Below are 18,258 nucleotides of genomic sequence, written 5' to 3' on the forward strand. Positions count from 1 at the left end.
AAACAAGTCAGCCCTTGACCGCTCCGGCCGTCATCGACCCGCTGATCTGGCGATACATGATGAGGCCCAAAAGGACCGGGGGCAGTGCGCCGACGATCATGACTGCAGACGCAACACCCCATTGCACGCCGCCGCCACTGGCGGCGAAGAAGAACGAGGCCCCAACGGTAATTGGCACAGCCTTGGAGGTGGTCAGCATCAGGCCGAACAAAAATTCGTTCCACGCGGTGATGAAACCGAAGATCAAGCTGGTGACGATGGCTGGGCGGCAAACGGGCGCGATTACGTGCAGAAGAATCTGCGTCCGGCTGGCCCCGTCCATCAGGGCTGCTTCGTCGAGTTCGCCGGGCAGGTCGCGAATGGCGTTGACCAGGATAACAAGTGCCAGTGGCAGATTGACGATCGTAAGGATCAGTCCAAGGCCAAGGCGGGTATCCAGCAGCGCCAGCCACTGGAACATCATGTAGAGCGGAATGGCAAAGATGATGAGCGGCATGGCGCGCAAATTGACGATGAAGGGCAAAAGCGTTCGTTCGCCGATCCTGCCACGGGCAATCGCATATGCTGCCGGGAGAGCGAGAAAAACCGCTAGCGTAGTGCCAATGAAGGCAACCGTGATGCTATTAAACAGGTAGAGGAAGATATTCAACCTGTCGGACACCTGAAAGACTGCGAGATAATTGTCCAGTGTCGGTGCCTCCACCCACAGGCCCGAATTGGCCGATAGTTCGCGCGTGCTTTTGAAGGACGTGACAACCGTAACCAGGATCGGAAAGTTCATCGCAAAAGCAGCAACGGCGAAGACGAGCCAGCGAAGAGCATTGATCATTTGAGCGCTCCCTTACGTCGGCTGGCAATAATATTCAGGCCGTAAAGTACTGTGAAGGAGACCGCAAACAGGATGACCGAGGCGGCCACTGCTTTGCCGATGGCGCCCTGCTTGAAGAAAGCTTCATAAATATAGATTGAAAGTGAAGCTGTGGAGCCGCCGGGACCGCTGCCGGTCAAAACATAGACGTTGTCGAAAACACGGAAACCATCGATGAAACGGATGAGGAGGGCAACGACGATCGTCGGCGCCATCAGCGGCAGTTCGATATACCACAGCAAATGGAAGCGGCGGGCTCCGTCCATTGCAGAGGCTTCGACGACCTCGGTCGGGATCGCTCTATAGGCCATGTAGAACAGCAACAGGGCAAACGGCGTCCACTGCAAGGTTTCCACGATGATGAGGGTCCAGAATGCCGAGGTTGGGCCGAGGAAGGAAACACTGGCGCCGAACCACGCCCAGAGATAGTAGGGCACCGGGCCAGCGAATTCGTGCAGCACAAGGCGGTACATCAGGCCGATGAGTGCTGGTGCCACCATTAACGGCATCATCAGGATCGCCATTAACCAGCTCCGCTTTTCGATCAGCGGGGAGAGAAAGATGGCTAGAAACAGCCCGAGCGTGCATTCGAGCAGAGCTGTCAGCGCGCCGAAGCGCAGCGAAAACCAGCTTGCCTGCCAAAACGCGCTGTCGTTCCAAACAGCGGCGAAGTTGGACAGGCCGGTGATCTTGGGCTGCCGTAGCGTTTCAAACGACACGTCAGAGATCGAATAGATCAAGTTGACGATCGCCGGAAAGCCGAGAAATAGCAGCAAGAACAGCACCAACGGAGTGGCCAGCAGTCTAAACTCGGAAATATTGGCGCGTTGTGTGGTCATCAAACCGGTCTGCATCTGGTGGCAACTGGATAAGCGATCATCTGGACTTTTCCATTCGGTAAGAGATTGCCTGCTCGCCCAACGCCGCTACGCCGGCGTCCGGCCGGGGGGATAGCGGCGATACCGCCGCTATCCGTTTTGGCTATTTGAGCAAACCGGCCATGCCCTGTTCAGTGTGAGCAAGGGCCTCATCCAGAGATTGTTGGCCGGACCAGTAACCGGTGAACTCCTTGGCCTGCAGTTCGTAGACGGAGAGCGCCTTGGCTGAGGTGCCACCATTCATGACATAGCCGTATTTTGAGGCGAATTCGCCGAGCTTGACGAGGTCAGGGCGCTCCTTTGCGACTTCGGTAACGACTTCCGGCGTTAGTGCTGGGGCGCCGTTATGCCTCGCGTAGGTCAGAGCTGCTTCCTTCGAGGAGAGCCACTTGATGAAGGCCTGCGCGCCAGCCTTGTTTTCGGCGTTTTTGTTCAGGCCGAAGCCCAGGCCGTGAATGTGCGTGAAGCGGCCTTCGGGGCCGGCCGGTGGGGCGACAGTGTCGGTCACATCGGCAACGGCAGGTGACTTTTCCTTGTTTGTCAGATCAGAGGCCGCGGCGTTCCATTGCATCATCGCGGCAACCTGGCCCGACGTATAGGCGGCGTTGGCTTCGGCAAACTCATAGGACAGTGAATCGCGTGGCGTGGCGCCGGCATCATAGAGAAGCTTGTATGTTTCAAGGCCTTTGCGATAGGCATCGGAATTGACCGTGATCTTGCCGGCATCGTCCATCCAGTTGCCGCCATAAGCGCGTGGTATGGACTGGAATACCATCATGTTGAACAGCAGGTTTTTGAGCTGCAGGACCGTGCCGTAGCGCGTTGGGCTATCCGGATTGACGGACTGGGTAAAATACAGCGCGGTCGCTGCATAGTCGTCCCAGGTCCATTCGTCCGGGGTTTTCGGCTCAAGCTTCTTGCCCAGGTGCTTTTCAGAAATCTCTGCGTACTTGGCCTTGCCCGCGTCGTCCTTCATAAGGCCGTCAATCAGGTCCTTGCGATAATACATGAAGTGCAGCGAGAGGTCGGTCGGGACGCCGAACTGCTTGCTTTCGTATTGCATCGTCTTGAGCACGGCATCGCCATAAACGGACGCAGCCTCCTCTGACAACGCGACCGGCTCCATGAACGGCGCGTAGCGGCCAATGGAATAGGTTGCGAGCAGATTGACGTCGAAGGCCTTGGAGCCGGCGGCAAGGTCTGCCTGAAGTTTGTCCCAGAAGCCATCGCGGTTGAAGAACAACAGCTCGACCTTGTCATTTTCGGAGACTCCGGGTTTGGCGTTGTAGACATCTGCGGCGGCGCGCAATGCTGTTTCTTCGGGGCCGCCGGGCCAGCCGAGTACTGTCACCTTGGCAAATGCGGGGCCTGCAAGAAGCCCGGCGATGGCGACTGCGAGAAGGCCGCCCTTTCTGATCCTCGAAAATATCATTTTAGTTCTCCTCTATGGTGATTTTTCTGTTGGTTTTTTGCAAGATCGGCGATGCCCACGACGCCAGCGCTTTCCCCAAGTGCGGCGGCGTGGAGTTTCGGTGTAAGCCGCGGCGGCAGGCCTTCAAGTGCGTGCCGGACGGTGTCGAGATAGTTAGGTGCAAGCCCGATGCCGCCGCCGATGACGATGCGAACGGGGTCGAGTGCAAGGTGGACATTGCGGCAAAGCTGGGCTGTTTGGCGTGCAGACGCATTGATGATATTTTTTGCCCATTCTTTACCAGCGGCTGCAGCTTCGAATACCTCGCGTGCAGTGGCATCCGGCTGATGATCTGCCGCTTGGCTGGCAATCCAGCGGCCGGAAACCTGATCTTCCAGTGTGCCGGCAACATTGTCGGCGACGCGGAACTGTCCGAAATGACCGGCGAGCCCAAACATGGGTTTGCCATTGACGACGAGTCCACCGCCGATTCCTGTCGAGATTGTCAGGAAGACCATGTCTTCGTTTCGGCCAGCACCGAAACGGTACTCGCCCCAGGCTGCGGCCTGAGCATCGTTGGCCGTAAGTACCGGCATTCCGCCTGAAAGCTGCATGATTGTCTCTCTCAGCGGAAACCGATCGGGTATGTCGAGCGTGTTTCGGTTGAGCGCCGACCAATGGCCGTCATCGATGATACCAGTGACGGCGGCACCGATAGTGGCGTATCGACCCTGCCAGGATATGATCGCTGCAAAAAGCGCCTCAAGCCACAGTGCGGGATCGCCACTACGCGGTGTGGGTAGCGTGTGGGCGTCCAGCACCGTGCTGCCGCGTACCAGTGCAGCGAGCATCTTGGTGCCGCCTATATCGAGTGCGAGAACAGTGTCAGGGGACGCCATACCGGTCATGCCTTGATGGTAGTGAGGGTTTCGTCGAGGGCGGCTCGGAACCATGAGGTCACGTATTCCGGCCGGGTGATGGCCGAGCCGACAACAACCATGAAAGCGCCGCTCGCAAGCGCCTTGGACGCCTGCTCGGGCGTGCGAACATTGCCTTCGGCGATGACGTGAGGCGTAAGCTTTGAAGCTTCAGCGATCAGCGAGAAATCCGGTTCCGTGGGTTCAACCGGCCCGGTATAGCCGGCAAGCGTGGTGCCGACGATCTCGGCGCCCTCGGCGATCGCTTGTTCAGCGTCCGGCAGAACCGAGCAATCGGCCATGGCGATGCGGCCGTGTGCATGAATTCGGTCGACCAGTGTCTTGGTATCGATCGGACGGATGCGTTGCGTCGCGTCGTAGGCAATGATATCGGCGCCGGCTGCTGCCAAAGCATCGACATCCTCAAGCCAGGGTGTGATGCGCACCGGCGTGTCTTCAAGGTCGCGCTTGACCAAGCCGATAATCGGCTTGTCGGTGGCCGCACGGACAGCCCGGACATAATCTGCCGATTCGATACGCAGCCCCGCAGCGCCACCATCCAGCGCCGCCAGCCCGAAGCCGACGACCATTGCGGCGTTGTCCATCGCGCCGCCCTTCACCGGCTGGCACGATACGATAAGTCCATTTTTCAAGGCCTGAATGTCAAGCGCCACGTCCGGCTCTCCTGTTGTGCCATCACGGTAACAGGACAAGACCAGATTGCAACAGGACTTTAACTGGTATTATCGCATTAGCTCGATGACGAAGTCGTAGACATCACCGCGATATTTGGTTTGCGTGAATTCGACAATCTGGCCATCGGCAAGGAAGCAACGGCGCTCCATGATCAACAAACTCGCATCTTCGGGCGTACCGAGCAGACGGCGCTCCTCTTCGCTTGCGGGCTTTGCCTGCATGCGCTGCAGGGCGCGAACGGGGAGCGCGCCATTGGCTTCCAGGTATTCATACAGCGAGTCCTGGATCGAATGCGGATCCGGCACAAAGCGAGCCGGCAAGGTCGCTGTCTCGATGGCGATAGGGACGTTGTCCGCTGTACGCAGGCGCCGGAGACGAACGATCTTTTCGCTGCCGGAAATACCCAGCGCCATCATTTCGGCCGGCGATGGGCGTGAAATATCGCGCGAAATCCACCTGCATCCGGGCTCGAGGCCGCGCGAGCGCATGTCTTCTGAAAAGCTCGTCATCGTAGCCAGGGACTTTTCGAGGCGCGAAGAAACCACCGTCTTGGCGCCTTGGCGGCGATCGAGAAAGCCGTCGGAGACCAGACCATCTATTGCTTTGCGTACCGTGACACGCGAGATATTCAACGCCTCACATAACATGCGTTCGCTCGGGATAACGGCGCCGTGCCTAATCTGTGCCGCCCCGATGGCCGCCTTGATGCCGTCTTCCAGCTTGCGGTAAAGCGGCTCATTGCTTTCGATCGCGAGCGCCTGTTTGAGAAGATCAAATGTTGTCTGGTCACCCATTGGAATACTCACTTAAAAGAGAGCACTCTTATGCAAATTTTTTTTCTACAGGTAAACTGGTATTGTTCTTGTCGTCTCTTCGAAAATTAATTCGCAGCGCGGTCACATTGGTCCGGCATTGTCGATGGGAGATTTGGCCAGATTGGCCAATGCCATTCAAGGCGTTCAATCGCACTCTTCGAAAGCCTTGCCCGGGTCACGCTGTTTTTGATTTGCTGCTAGACCGGACTTACCCGCGCCAAACCAGTGACACAAAATGACCTTAGCATGAAACGTGCGGAGGCATCCCGGGAGGCCTTCGGATGCAAGATCCGTCCAATCCGCGTAAGCAGCCGTAATACAATACTCCTCCTGGAGCGGTTCTGCTGCGCGACGGGAATTGGCGTCATAGACCTGCGCTGGTCTTCAAACCCGCCGATGGTGGGCGCGGCACGCCAAAGAGTGAAAGAATCTCGTCCAGAAGATCGTTTGCACTGTCCTCGTCAATTTCGACACGCGCCTGCCCTTTGTCGGTATCCATGACCAGCGAACCGCGCAGTGGATCGTTCGACAGCAGTGTCAATTGCGACTTGATCAGCTTGGGGTTATTCACATCTACAATCATTTGAGACATCCGTTGAAACAAGGCTGAACTACCGAAAAAATATTTTAGACACACCTAATTAACACGTGGATCGGGTGAGAATTTCAATCCGAGTAACTGCAGGGGATCTGTCCTGTCCTGCAGCCAGCGAACGCTGGTAAAGGCGCCATAACGCAATGGAGTAGCGGCTAAACACTGAAGTCGGACTTACCCTGATCATTAGAATTGTACTCATGGGAAAGAGACGGCAATATATATTAACATTTTCTAAAATAAAATGGAACAATCCGCACTTTTCGGCGTTTGCGCCTCAACCGGAGGGGGTGCAGTTATGGCGCAAAAGTTTTTTTTCCATCTGAGAGATGGCGACAGTTTTGACGAAGATACCGTAGGTGTCGATTTGCCGAACTCCAATGAGGCACGTCGCCAGGGAAGGCTGGCACTGCACGAATTGATCATCGAAGAAATTGCCACCGGCTTGCCCGTTGGTGATCGGTCATTCGAGGTGACCGACGAGGAAGGCTTTATGCACTTCAAGTTGGCATTCCGCGACATCGTGCATCGCTGAGGCGGCCCGTGCCGATCAGGCTGGGCAATCCACGGAACATTCCCGACCGTAGAACAGTTCATGGCGAACACGGTAAGGAGTGACCCATGCCAATGTTCTACTATAACCTACGCTCCGGCGATTACCTCGCGGAAGGCACAGTAGGCGTACATTCACCGGACATGGAATCAGCTCGGAAATCCGCCATAATTGCTGCTCGGCACGTGCTGAACCAGTCGGCTGCGATGCGCTTACCTGCGAACGGCGGAATAGTCGAAGTCTGCGACGATCAAGGCTCTACCCTCTTCAGCATTAGCCTCAAGGACGTGCTACATAGTTGATTGTCAGCGTTCCTAATCTTCATCGGTTCGCGCATTCGGTAGCCTGAGCTGGAATCCCCGTTGACCCCATGGTCGGCTATCCTCTTGAACGACCGATTTCAGGCGCAGGCTGAGACCTTGGCTTCCTTGATGCGGGGATAATCATAGGCGTTTACTTTCGAGGTCGTATAGCCGGCACCAACCAGTGCCTCCGCAAGTTTTATAGCCGCTGTTACGCCGTCGATGACCGGTATGCCTGTCGCGTGTCTCAGCCGGTCGCACAGGGTCGACATACCGGCGCAGCCGAGGATGATGGCCTCCGCCCGGTCCACGCGTTTGGCCGCTTCGATCTCGATTGTCAGCAGACGCTCCGCCTCGACAGGATCCTCCTCTAGCCCAAGTACTGGGAGGTTGATGGCGCGCACGTTGCGGCAATGGCGCTCCGCCCCATAGTTGCTCACCAGATCCTCGATGATAGGGATCGAGCGCGGCAGCGTGGTGACAATCGAGAACCGGCGGCTGATGGTCATGGCGACCTGAACGGCTGCCTGGCAAATACCGATGACAGGTCCGCGCGCCACTTCGCGCGCAGCATGCAGACCTGGATCATCGAAACAGGCCACCACATAGGCATCAATGCCCAGGCGTTCACCCCTTCGGATTTCGTCCAGCATGCCCGGCACCGCTATGGCCTCGTCGGCGCCACCTTCGATGCTAACCGGCGTGCCAAGCGGATTGACGGCGGAAACATCCGTATCCCCATGCTTGACGCGCAGCGCGCTCGCCAGTGCCTGAGCGGTCATGGATGCGGTTGAGTTGGGATTGATAAGACGGATATGCATGGAATGGAACCTTTCAGCGTCCCTCAATCGCCCTGCGGCTTGATGAAATCGGCTATTGGCGGAGCCTTCAGAACGAACTGGCGGTCCGAGGTGATGTAGTTGTCGGCATGCAGCCGGGCGATCGGCTGGTACTGTTCCGGGTCGACATAATGTCCCTCGCGATCCAGGCATTCGCGCCGGACGTGCATATGAACGACTTCGCCCAGAACGAGGGTGCGGCGCGGGTAGTCGATAAAGCGCTCGACCCTGGATTCAAAAACGCAGGGCGATTGCGCCGCATAGGCTGCGTCGATATTGGTGCATGGGGCCGCGGTGAGACCGGCCATGGACAGCTCATCCACCTCGCTGTCAAAGCCAAGGCCGCAGACCAGCATCTGCTGCGAGAGAGCCATGTCCACCATGTTGATGGCGAATTCCTTCGTGCGGCGGATATTTGCCGTCGTATCCTTTTCCTCGCCCGTAAGGCGCGGCTGGATGCCGATAACAACGATAGCCGGATCATGGGAGAATACGTTGAAAAAGCTCATCGGCGCTGCATTGTTATGTCCGGCCCGAGAGCGTGTCGTCACCAACGCGATCGGCCGCGGTCCGATGAAGTTCGTCAGCAGGCGGTAGCGGCTTTGCGGATCAAGGTGGGTAAAGTCAAATTCCATCGCGCCGCTCCAAATGAATAATCAACAATATCATTTCATATTGTTGACAATCCTGCAATCAAAATTCTGCTGTTACGGTTGACTTTTTCTGCCGTTTCACGCTTGTCTAACCCCAATGGGGAGTGAATTTGATGACCGAACAAAGCGGCCCTTCTACGCAGCAGATTGTCGAGAAAGTCTGGCTCTCCATTGCCGAGCGGAGGCTGCGGCCAGGTGTCCAGCTCAAGGAAGAGCAACTGGCTACAATTTTCAATGTCAGCCGCGCCAGAATTCGCCAGGCTCTTTCGGTTCTTGAACGAGACGGGCTCGTTACGATTATTCCAAATCGGGGCGCCTTCATTTGCAAACCCTCTGTCGAAGAGGCCCGGGATGTGTTCTTCGTGCGAAGAACGGTAGAACGCTGCGTCATCGAGCGGTTGTGCGTATCGGTCTCCAAGCCCAATCTGAAGCGTCTGCGCGAGCATGTCGCCAAGGAGCGCATCGCCAACGCCCAGGATATCACTACCGACATTATCAAACTCTCGGGCGGTTTTCACCTGCTACTCGCCGAGACCGTCGGCTCCGACTTCCTATTTACGACCATGCGGGACCTGATCTCCAGATCGTCGCTGATTACAGCCGTCTACCGCAATACCAACCGCTTCAACTGCGGACCGGACGAACATGCCGAGATCGTCGAGGCGATCGCCAGCAATGATGTTGAAAAGGCAACCCATCTGATGGCCCATCATCTGGACCACGTGGAATCCGAACTCGATCTCAGCGAAATCCGCGACCTTTCCCACGACCTGCGCGCAGCGTTGAGCTGAGCCACCGGTCAGGCGCTCGCCGTTGCATCGGTCGCAAGATGGCAGGCGACGCGCGTACCGTTGGCAAGTGCCCGAACGGCCGGCACTTCCGCCGAACAGCGCGCCGTTGCGATCGGGCAGCGTGGGTGGAAGGTGCATCCGGAGGGCGGTTTGAGCGGGCTTGGCACTTCGCCGGTTGCCAGTTCCCGGTCGCGCTGCGGCGCGTCGATGTTGGGAATGGTCTGCAGCAGAAGCTGCGTGTAGGGATGACGAGGGCGAGCAAAAAGCTCCTCGGTATCGCCCTCTTCGACGATGCGGCCCAGATACATGACCGCGATGCGATCCGACATGTGTCGCACCACGCTCATGTCGTGGCTGATGAAGAGGTAGGTGAGGCCCAATTCATCCTGAAGACGCCGCATGAGGTTGAGAACTTGAGCCTGAACCGAGACGTCGAGCGCCGAGGTCGGTTCGTCGCACACGAGAAATTCCGGCTCGCCTGCCAGAGCGCGGGCAATCGATATACGCTGGCGCTGACCACCGGAAAACTCGTGCGGAAATTTATCTCCGTCGGACGCAGAAAGCCCGACAGTCAGGAGAAGCTCCTCGACGCGCTCGGTGACTTCGGCAGCAGTGTCGCGCAGCTTCAGTTCGCGCAAGGGCTCGGCGATGATGTTCTTTACCCGCCAGCGCGGATTGAGCGAAGCGTAGGGATCCTGGAAAATCATCTGGGCGGAGAGTGGTGCCCCTGTCCGGCCAGGCGCAAACCTGATCTCTCCGGCGCTTGCCTTGTGCAATCCCGTGACCAACCGGGCAACTGTTGATTTGCCGCAGCCGCTCTCTCCGACGATGCTGAGGCAGCCGCCGGCGGGCACGGTAAAATCGATATCGTTGACCGCCTGCACGAACTGGCGCGGCTTACGCTCAATCACCCGGTTGAGCCAAGGGGCGGAAACGTCGAAAGTCTTGACCAGACCGTTGACGGTCAAGGCCGGCTTTTTCTGAGCAGATACGGTCATGTTGTTCCTCCCGCGTTAAGCCAGCAGGCGCTGGCGCCATCGCCAATGGCTATGAGTTCGGGTCTCTGGCGCAGACACCGCGAGCCGACGGAAACGCAACGCGGATTGAAGGCGCAACCTGCGGGAATGGCGTCCAGGCGCGGCATCGAGCCGTCGATCTGATTGAGCTTTTCAACGCGTGCGCCAAGCGATGGGATCGATGCCATCAGCCCTTGCGTATAGGGATGACGCGGTGCATGCAGCACTTGTTCGACCGGCCCAATTTCGATGAGGCGGCCAGCATACATGACAGCGACGCGGTCTGCGGCTTCGGCAATGACTCCCATGTCATGGGTCACCAGCATGACTGCCGTCCGCTTCTCCTTGCAGAGCCTGCGAAGCAGCGAAATGATCTGCGCCTGGATCGAGACGTCGAGCGCGGTGGTCGGCTCGTCGGCAATAATGAGCTTGGGCGACGCCGCGAGGGCGAGCGCGATAACCACGCGCTGTCGCATACCGCCTGAAAACTGGTGCGGATAATGGTCAACCCGCAGCTCAGGCGCCGGAATGCCGACATCGCGCAAAAGCTGCACGGCTCGGGCGCGCGCCTCGACCTTACCCATTGAAAGATGCAGGCGGATCGTTTCCGTAAGTTGCGAGCCGACAGTGAACAACGGATTGAGCGACGTCAGCGGATCCTGAAAGATCGCCCCGATCTCCCGGCCTCTGATCTGCTCCATGGCGCGATCGTCGAGCGTGTCGATCCGGCGGTCGCCGAGCCAGATTTCACCGCCGCTAATCCGGCCAGGTCGCTCGAGCAAGCCCTGAATCGCCAGACCCGTCATCGATTTACCGGCGCCGGATTCACCGACGACGCCGAGGATCTCGCCTGCACGGATGGACAGGCTGATATCCGACAGCGGTGTCACGGTGCCACGGCGGCCTGGAAACTCCACCTGAAGATTGCGGACGTCAATGACCGATTTTTCTACTTCACCCATGGGTATCAACCTCGATCGGATAGCTCGGCGAGAAGATTTCGGAAACTGGCGGATTGTTCCAGCTCCGTTCCGGATATTTGGCGATCAGCCCCTCATACTGCGTCTGCGCCTCGACGCGGGCTTGCTCCATGTCGATGCCTGCAAGCTTGCGGTTCAGCATCGAGACACGGCCATCGACGAAGACGGCGCGGGTGACCTTGCCGGAGCCGCCGGTTACCAGCGTCGTGATGGGGTCGATGGACGGCGCCATAATGGTATCGTCGAGATCGAAGACCGCAATGTCGGCGCGGGCACCCGGCGAAAGATGGCCTAGATCCGGACGCCCGAGCGCACGGGCACCGCCAAGCGTTGCAGCGTTGTAGAGGTCGGCCGACCTCACATGATCTGGTGTACCGTCGTTGATGCGGCAGGTGATAAGCCCGACGAGCAGGTTCATCAGCATGTCCGCAGGTGCCGTATCCGTGCCCATGGCAATGTTGATGCCACGCTTGCGGCAGGCAGAGAAGGAATTCAGCGTGCTGCCGCCACGGCTGGAAACCAGCGGACAGTGCACGATTGAAACACCATTTTGCGCATAAAGCTCCAGGTCTTCCTCGGTGGCGTTCGTGGCATGCGGGGCGATCAGCCGGTCGCTGAGGAGGCCAGCCTTGGCGAGCCATACCGGTGCGGTCGAACCGTGCAGCATGCGGACTGTATCCACCTCCATGGCGCCCTGCGCCATGTGCAGGCGAAACTTGACGCCCAGATCGCGTGCGGCGGCGTCTGTCCGTTGCAGAAGGTTTAGCGTCGATGTCTCGACCCGATCCGGCGCCAGCATTCCGCGCACGAGATCCCCATGGCTTCCGTGCTGCCGTTCGATATAGGCGATGGCGCCGTTCAGCCCGTGGAAGCCTCGCTCCTCGTCGAACACCGGAACTATCTTGCCGGGCTTTTCCAGAACCATGCCGCCCGAGCGATAGGCCGGGCTCAGATAGACACGCAAGCCGAGCTCGCCGGCGGCATCTGCTGCTGCGTCAAATTCAGCGGCAGTTTCGCCCCATTCGCGATAGAACAGCGAGGCGATGGGTGCCGCTGTCGTGATGCCGTTAAGGAGCAGTTGGCCGAAAGCAAAACGCTTCTGGAAGGCCAACTCGTCCTGGCTGTACATTTCATAAGGGCCTGCCTCGACATAGGAGCGCGGCCAGACGCGGCCTTTGGTCCAGCCGGGATGATTGTCGATGCCCAGAATGGTCGTGTCGAGGTCGGACAACGCATCGAGATCGATCAGACCGGGGCTGATCAGCGCGTTGCCGAAATCGATGCGGCGGGCTACCTCTCCGGCAAAACGGTGACCAACGAAAAGGATCTCGCCATTTTCGAAAACAACTTCACCGTTCTGCAGAAGCCGGTGATTGCCATCCTTATAGCCAACCACCCAGCTTGCGGTAATAAGCGTGCGGCGTTCCGGACGGCTGCCAAGCGCGAGGGATGCAAGGTCTTTCCTCATCACGGCATCTCCACCAAGGCTTCGCCTTGACGGGCAGTGACCTTGCCTGCCTTCAGGACCAATGGCCGAGGCGCGATATCAACCACAGCATGGGCGAGCGTCTCGCCGGTCAAGAGGGTCAAATCGGCATTGCATCCAATCTGCAGGCCGTAGTTTTCCAGCCGCATCACGTCGGCTCCCCCTTGGGAGACGACATGCAGAACATGAGCAAGCTCGATGTCGGAACGCAGCCCGTTTTTCATGCCTATGACCTTGGCGCGGTCCAGCATATCCGGCTGACCCCACGGACCCCAGGTGTCGCGGATACCGTCACAGCCGCCGCCAACGCGCACACCGGCCTCCTTCAACCGCATGATGGAAGGCACGTTGGCCGAGGGCGCTCCGGTCGTCAGAATCGCGACATCGAGCCGGGCGATCTCGTCGATCAGCTTGCCGACGCGCAGATAGTCATTCATGCCGAGTGCGAAGGCGTGGCTGATCGCAACTTTGCCTTCCATGCCATGGGCACGGATGCGCTCGAAAATCAGCTCCATGGTGAAGGCGCCGAGATCGGCTGCTTCATGCAGGTGAATGTCGATCGGAACGCCATGCTTGACGGCAAGGGCAAAGAGGATGTCGAGCTGGCCCTTCGGATCGCGGTCGATGCCGCACGGGTCGATGCCACCCAGCACTTCGCAACCCTGGCGCAGGGCTTCGTCCAGAAGCTCCACCGTACCGGCCATGACCATCACGCCGGACTGTGGGAAGGCAACGATTTCGATATCGATGACACCCTTCAGCTTTTCGCGGGTTTCCCAGACACCTTCGACAAGCGAAAGGCCGTGGGTTGGATCAATATCGACATGGCTACGGATATGCGTGCCGCCGTTAGCGGCGAGCCCGATCGCGTGGCGCATGGACTGGCGATGCGGATCCATGCCGATTTCAAGCCGGTTTTCCCGTTCGAAATCGATCCGTTCGCGCAGGACTGCGGCGCGGTTGTTTACATGCCAGGGCATGCCCCAGGTGGTCTTGTCGAGATGGGTATGGGCATCGATCAAACCGGGAACTGCGATGGCGTTGCCGCCGTCCTCGACGGACATGCCGGGCTCGGGCTCAAACGTTCCAAAACCTGCAATCTTCCCGGCCTTGATCAGGACATCGCAGCTTTCACCGGCCTTCGGCCTGACATTGCGGAGCAAGAGATCGTGCATGGAACTTACCTCAGTTTCGGATTGAGCGCATCGCGCAGCCAATCGCCGAGCACATTGACGGTGACGACCAGCAGGCAGAGTTGAGCGACGGGGAACAGGACGATCCACCAGGAACCAGAAAACAGGAATTGATTGCCGATGCGGATCAGCGTTCCAAGCGAAGGTTGACTTGGCGGCATGCCTATACCCAGAAACGACAGCGTCGCCTCCGTCAGGATAGCCATGCCGAAATTCAGCGTGGCAGCGACCATGATCGGTGTCAGCGTATTGGGCAAAATATGGTGAGCCATGATGCGCCGGGACGGTACGCCAATGAGTTTGGCCGCCTGCACGTAGTCCTTGCCGCTCTCAACAATCGCCTGGGCGCGCACCGTTCGGGCATATTGCACCCATGCCGAAAGAGCGATGGCGAGGACGAGCACGGCCGATGCGCCGATCTCGCGCAGGCTTTCTGGCAGCATCTGGCGCACGACGGTCGAAACGAGGATCGCAACGAGGATCGTTGGAATAGAGAGCATAATGTCGCCGATGCGCATCAATAGATTGTCGATGAACCCGCCGAAATATCCGGCAATCAGACCGGCGGTCAAACCGATGACCAGGGACAGTGCCACGGAGGCGATGCCGATGACGATCGAAATGCGCGTGCCGTAGAGAATGGCCGAGAGCATGTCGCGGCCCTGCGTGTCGGTTCCCAGCAAATAGGGCCACTCGCCGCCGTCCTGCCAGATCGGCGGCAGCTCAGCTTTCCACATATCGAGGAGTGCCCCGTCATACGGGTTCTGCGGCGCGATCAACGGCGCAAAAATTGCCGTCAGGATGAGTACCGCCAACAGAATGGCGCTGATCTGCGCTGATCTGCTCTGACTGAAAGACCAACAGAGATCGCTGTTGCGGATACGTTTGAACAGAGACGGACGGACGGCCTTGGCCGCTTGCGAAACTTCAGTGGTCATCGAACAGGCCCCGTTTCTCAGTGTGCGTTGCGCAGGCGGGGATCAATCACCGCGTAGGCGATATCAACCAGCATGTTGAGGACAACAAAGATGAAGGAAATAATGCAGAGATACGCTGCCATGACCGGGATATCGAGAAAGGTCACAGCCTGGATGAAGAGCATGCCCATGCCAGGCCACTGAAAGACTGTCTCGGTGATCAGCGCGAAGGCAATCAGCGCCCCGACATTCATGGCTGTCATCGTGACAACCGGCATGAGACAGTTACGCAAGGCATGACGGAAGTAGATGCGCCAGCGCGGGATACCGCGTGCCCGGGCAAACTTGACATAGTCGGAGCGTAGCACTTCGAGCATTTCCGCCCGCACCAGCCGCATCACCAGCGTGATCTGATAGAGCGACAAGGCGATCGAGGGCAGGATCAGCGCCGCCAGACCAGAGGAGGTCAGGAAGCCGGTGGACCACCATCCGATCTGCACCACTTCGCCGCGCCCAAAGGCGGGCGCCCAACCCAGGATCACCGAAAAGACAAGGATCAATAGGATGCCGACAACGAAGCTCGGCAGGGATACCCCGACAATGGACAGGAATTGCAGACTTTCCGTGTACCACTTGCCGCGCTTGATCGCGGTCAGGATGCCCAGCGGAAGACCGAACAGCAAGGAGAGGACCGTCGCGACCAGAACCAGTTCCAGCGTCGCCGGAAACCGCTCGGCAATCACGGGCAGTACTTTTTGGCCATTGCGGTAGGACACACCGAAATCACCCTGCACCGCGTTGGTGACGAAACGGATATATTGCGTCGGCAGGCTGTCGTTCAGGCCGAGACGTTCGCGAAGAGCCGCGCGGTCGGCCTGAGACGTCTGCTCCCCCACCATCAACTCGACGGGGTCGCCGGCAAGCCGGAAGATCAGAAAGGCGAGCAAGGCGACGGACAGCATCACCAGAACGGCATTCCCGAGACGTTTGATGATGAAGACTAGCATGGTGACCTCTCCGCTTCGCTTCAGCCACGGGCAGACCCTGCCCGGATGGTTAGATCAATGACGCTTACAGACAGGGATGGCCGCTTGGCAGCAAATGCAAAGCTGATCGGCGTGCCCTTCAGTATCCGGGACGCAAGTCAGCACCACCACGAGACGTACGCTCCTCACGTACAACCTCCCCTGTTCTCGTCGCACCCCCATTAAGACAAGGTTTCAAAAGTTGTCAACGTAATTGTAGACAATTTTGTGGATTTCGAACGTCGTCACCTCTACATTTTGCCGACGCCACCCGGCCGCAACGGATAGCTTGGCGTAAACTAGGCCTTAACCGGCATATGGCCCCGCCCGGGCGGCACCGAAGTTGATCCGGCGAACAAACTCGCGGAGAAGCGAGAGACCGGCAAAATTACGGCTCCCTCTTCCATGACGATCGCGCCATGTGGCACGAGATGAGGCGTACCGTTACGCCAGGCGAGAACCCGACCCGCGGTCAAATGGGTACGGCCTGACGGCGGTTGGCCGAGCGCCGGCCCGCGTAGGAGACCAGCTGTGCTGGTAGTTATGAAAAGAGCGCTTCATGGGTCCATGAAGCGCTCTTTCCTGTTAAAACTGGTCTTTGGCCGACTATTTGCCCATCATCGTATGCCAATGACGCGGCTTGTTGTCGGCGCGGAAATCGACGCTCTTGACCGTGCTCAGCATGGCCCAGGCAATCGGCTGCTGATGCAGAGGAATAAGCATGGTCTCATCCTTGGCGATCTTCAGGGCCGCTTCTTCCAGCGCCAGGCGCTTGGTATTGTCCGGCTCGTGGGCTGCCTGATCGACTAGCTTGTCGATTTCCGGATTTGACCAGCTGCCATAGTTGGAGACGCCCATCGCGCCCTTGCGGGTCGAAAGGACCTGCGACAGCAGCGAGTAAGCGTCGAGCGTCGGCTCGTTTGCCCAGCTGAGATTGAACACGTCGGCCTTACCGTTGCTGCGTTTTGGCGTCTGGACGGCGCGCGGAGCGATATCCATGGTCGGCTGGAAGCCGCCGCGCTTTAACATGTTGACGATACCCGAGCAGATATCTTCTTCGTTGATGCTTTCGTCGTTCATGCACATGTAGGTGAAGGCGAGATCCTTCATGCCGGCGTCAACCAGCAACTGCTGGGCGCGCGCCGGATCGGCGGGGCTGTAGGTATCGAGCGACTTGGCATAACCGGAAATTTCCGGGGCGATGAGCGAACCGGAAGGACGCGCAAGACCGCGCATCACCTTTTTATTGATGAGATCACGGTCAACCGACGCTTCGAATGCTTGGCGCACACGCAGGTCGTTGAACGGGTTCGGACGACCGTCTTCGAGCTTTTCCTGGCGGTTGAACGCGACGAACACTGTACGCAATTCCGTGCGCTTCTTGACGGTGATCCCCGGCGAGGATTCCAGACGCGGCAGATCCTGGATCGGCGCGGAATCGATCACGTCGATCTCACCGGAGAGAACGGCAGCCACACGCGTCGCAGCCGACGAGATCGGCATGAACTCGATGGCTGCGAGATTGTGCTTCTTTTCATCCCACCAGCCATCATTGACGACGAGAACGGTCTTGCTGTCCGGGACGCGGCTTTCCAGCTTGAAGGGGCCTGTGCCATTGGTGTGCTGCGTGGTGTAGCCTTCAACCTTTGATGCAAAATCAGTGGGCTTTTCGCTGTTGTTGTCCTTTAGCCACGTCGCATCGAATATGAAAATATTGGTGATGTCGTTGAGAAACAGCGAGGTCGGTGCAGTCACTTCGATATCGACAGTGTGGTCATCGACTTTGCTGACGCCGGCGAACAGCGGGATATTGCCGCGCAGCGGCGAGGTCGCATCCGATGCGCGCTTGAAGGAGGCCACCACGTCGTCGGCGGTGAAATCGGCGCCGTCATGGAACTTCACACCCTTGCGCAGGGTGAAGCGCCAGTGTTTGTCATCGATGAGCTTCCACTCGGTGGCGAGCGCCGGCTCGATCCTGAAGTCCGGATCGTAGCGCACCAGCCCCTCATAAACATGGTTGAGGAAGGCGAGGTTCGACGTCGATGGAACCGAATAAGGATCAAGCGAGAAGATATCGGCTCGCCCGCCCCAGCGAAGCGTTTCTGCGCTGGCAGGCGCAGCAATGGCAGCCGCAGTCAGCGCGGCAAGAATGAAGCTTTTCACATGGGACATGTTTCCCCCCTTATTGATCGTTGATGCGCCTGCATATCCAAGCACCCAGGCAGAAGGGAGTATTGTTTCACCTATTTCTATTGTCAATGATATTGTTGACAATTATCGTAGCCAAAAGTCGCCCCTCCGGTCAGAGGGGCGGCGGTTATGA

17 protein-coding genes and 1 pseudogene are annotated in these 18,258 nt (G+C 58.4%); 3 read left to right on the forward strand and 15 right to left on the reverse strand.

What is annotated here, in order from left to right; all coding sequences use genetic code 11:
* Nucleotides 1–7: 7 nt before the first annotated feature.
* From ACP7BS_RS09665 to ACP7BS_RS09690, 6 genes and pseudogenes are all read right to left on the reverse strand, one after another.
* Nucleotides 8–829 carry a carbohydrate ABC transporter permease gene (locus tag ACP7BS_RS09665; protein WP_426230486.1) on the reverse strand — a complete coding sequence of 274 codons (822 nt, stop codon included), beginning with the start codon at nt 827–829 and terminating at the stop codon, nt 8–10.
* Complete coding sequence (locus tag ACP7BS_RS09670) at nt 826–1,707, reverse strand: carbohydrate ABC transporter permease (RefSeq protein WP_426237826.1); 882 nt, start codon at nt 1,705–1,707, stop codon at nt 826–828. The genes ACP7BS_RS09665 and ACP7BS_RS09670 overlap by 4 nt, the downstream gene beginning before the upstream one ends.
* A 142-nt stretch (nt 1,708–1,849) precedes the next feature.
* The gene (locus ACP7BS_RS09675) at nt 1,850–3,178 is read right to left on the reverse strand and encodes an ABC transporter substrate-binding protein (protein ID WP_426237828.1); all 1,329 of its coding nucleotides are present in this window, start codon (nt 3,176–3,178) and stop codon (nt 1,850–1,852) included.
* Nucleotides 3,175–4,679 (reverse strand): annotated as a pseudogene (locus tag ACP7BS_RS09680) (putative N-acetylmannosamine-6-phosphate 2-epimerase). The gene ACP7BS_RS09675 and the pseudogene ACP7BS_RS09680 overlap by 4 nt, the downstream one beginning before the upstream one ends.
* A gap of 138 nt (nt 4,680–4,817) precedes the next feature.
* Nucleotides 4,818–5,564, reverse strand: coding sequence for a GntR family transcriptional regulator (locus ACP7BS_RS09685; protein ID WP_426237830.1), 747 nt, complete (start codon nt 5,562–5,564; stop codon nt 4,818–4,820).
* Nucleotides 5,565–5,949: 385 nt separating this feature from the next.
* A complete protein-coding gene (locus ACP7BS_RS09690; RefSeq protein WP_426237832.1) occupies nt 5,950–6,168 on the reverse strand; it encodes a hypothetical protein in 219 nt (72 codons plus the stop codon).
* A gap of 310 nt (nt 6,169–6,478) precedes the next feature.
* Here ACP7BS_RS09690 and ACP7BS_RS09695 point away from each other — a divergent pair, with 310 nt between their 5' ends.
* Together ACP7BS_RS09695 and ACP7BS_RS09700 are read left to right on the forward strand one after the other, a co-directional pair.
* On the forward strand, nt 6,479–6,715 hold the full coding sequence (locus ACP7BS_RS09695) for a DUF6894 family protein (RefSeq protein ID WP_426237834.1): 237 nt from the start codon (nt 6,479–6,481) through the stop codon (nt 6,713–6,715).
* Nucleotides 6,716–6,807: 92 nt separating this feature from the next.
* Nucleotides 6,808–7,035 carry a DUF6894 family protein gene (locus ACP7BS_RS09700; protein WP_426238067.1) on the forward strand — a complete coding sequence of 76 codons (228 nt, stop codon included), beginning with the start codon at nt 6,808–6,810 and terminating at the stop codon, nt 7,033–7,035.
* A 98-nt stretch (nt 7,036–7,133) separates the two neighbouring features.
* Here the strand turns inward: ACP7BS_RS09700 and ACP7BS_RS09705 are convergent, their stop codons facing one another.
* Nucleotides 7,134–7,856, reverse strand: coding sequence for an aspartate/glutamate racemase family protein (locus ACP7BS_RS09705; RefSeq protein ID WP_426230492.1), 723 nt, complete (start codon nt 7,854–7,856; stop codon nt 7,134–7,136).
* A gap of 23 nt (nt 7,857–7,879) precedes the next feature.
* A complete protein-coding gene (locus tag ACP7BS_RS09710) occupies nt 7,880–8,509 on the reverse strand; it encodes a flavin reductase family protein (RefSeq protein ID WP_426237836.1) in 630 nt (209 codons plus the stop codon).
* A 131-nt stretch (nt 8,510–8,640) separates the two neighbouring features.
* Here ACP7BS_RS09710 and ACP7BS_RS09715 point away from each other — a divergent pair, with 131 nt between their 5' ends.
* Nucleotides 8,641–9,318 (forward strand): GntR family transcriptional regulator, encoded by a 678-nt coding sequence (locus ACP7BS_RS09715; protein WP_426237838.1) that lies wholly within the window; start codon nt 8,641–8,643, stop codon nt 9,316–9,318.
* An 8-nt stretch (nt 9,319–9,326) separates the two neighbouring features.
* Here ACP7BS_RS09715 and ACP7BS_RS09720 read toward each other — a convergent pair whose 3' ends face one another.
* From ACP7BS_RS09720 to ACP7BS_RS09750, 7 genes are all read right to left on the reverse strand, one after another.
* The gene (locus tag ACP7BS_RS09720) at nt 9,327–10,316 is read right to left on the reverse strand and encodes an ABC transporter ATP-binding protein (RefSeq protein WP_426230495.1); all 990 of its coding nucleotides are present in this window, start codon (nt 10,314–10,316) and stop codon (nt 9,327–9,329) included.
* Nucleotides 10,313–11,296 carry an ABC transporter ATP-binding protein gene (locus tag ACP7BS_RS09725; RefSeq protein ID WP_426237840.1) on the reverse strand — a complete coding sequence of 328 codons (984 nt, stop codon included), beginning with the start codon at nt 11,294–11,296 and terminating at the stop codon, nt 10,313–10,315. The genes ACP7BS_RS09720 and ACP7BS_RS09725 overlap by 4 nt, the downstream gene beginning before the upstream one ends.
* Nucleotides 11,289–12,782 carry an amidohydrolase family protein gene (locus ACP7BS_RS09730; RefSeq protein WP_426230499.1) on the reverse strand — a complete coding sequence of 498 codons (1,494 nt, stop codon included), beginning with the start codon at nt 12,780–12,782 and terminating at the stop codon, nt 11,289–11,291. The genes ACP7BS_RS09725 and ACP7BS_RS09730 overlap by 8 nt, the downstream gene beginning before the upstream one ends.
* On the reverse strand, nt 12,782–13,975 hold the full coding sequence (locus ACP7BS_RS09735; RefSeq protein ID WP_426230500.1) for an amidohydrolase family protein: 1,194 nt from the start codon (nt 13,973–13,975) through the stop codon (nt 12,782–12,784). Before ACP7BS_RS09735 ends, ACP7BS_RS09730 begins: the two co-directional genes overlap by 1 nt.
* A gap of 5 nt (nt 13,976–13,980) precedes the next feature.
* Nucleotides 13,981–14,931 (reverse strand): ABC transporter permease, encoded by a 951-nt coding sequence (locus ACP7BS_RS09740; protein ID WP_426230501.1) that lies wholly within the window; start codon nt 14,929–14,931, stop codon nt 13,981–13,983.
* A gap of 17 nt (nt 14,932–14,948) precedes the next feature.
* Nucleotides 14,949–15,917 carry an ABC transporter permease gene (locus ACP7BS_RS09745; protein WP_426230502.1) on the reverse strand — a complete coding sequence of 323 codons (969 nt, stop codon included), beginning with the start codon at nt 15,915–15,917 and terminating at the stop codon, nt 14,949–14,951.
* A gap of 624 nt (nt 15,918–16,541) precedes the next feature.
* Nucleotides 16,542–18,107: an ABC transporter substrate-binding protein gene (locus ACP7BS_RS09750; RefSeq protein WP_426237842.1), complete on the reverse strand. Its 1,566-nt coding sequence runs from the start codon at nt 18,105–18,107 to the stop codon at nt 16,542–16,544.
* Nucleotides 18,108–18,258 lie beyond the last annotated feature (151 nt).

Origin of the sequence: Pararhizobium sp. DWP1-1-3 (assembly GCF_049896125.1) — a bacterium.
Taxonomy (GTDB): domain Bacteria; phylum Pseudomonadota; class Alphaproteobacteria; order Rhizobiales; family Rhizobiaceae; genus Pararhizobium.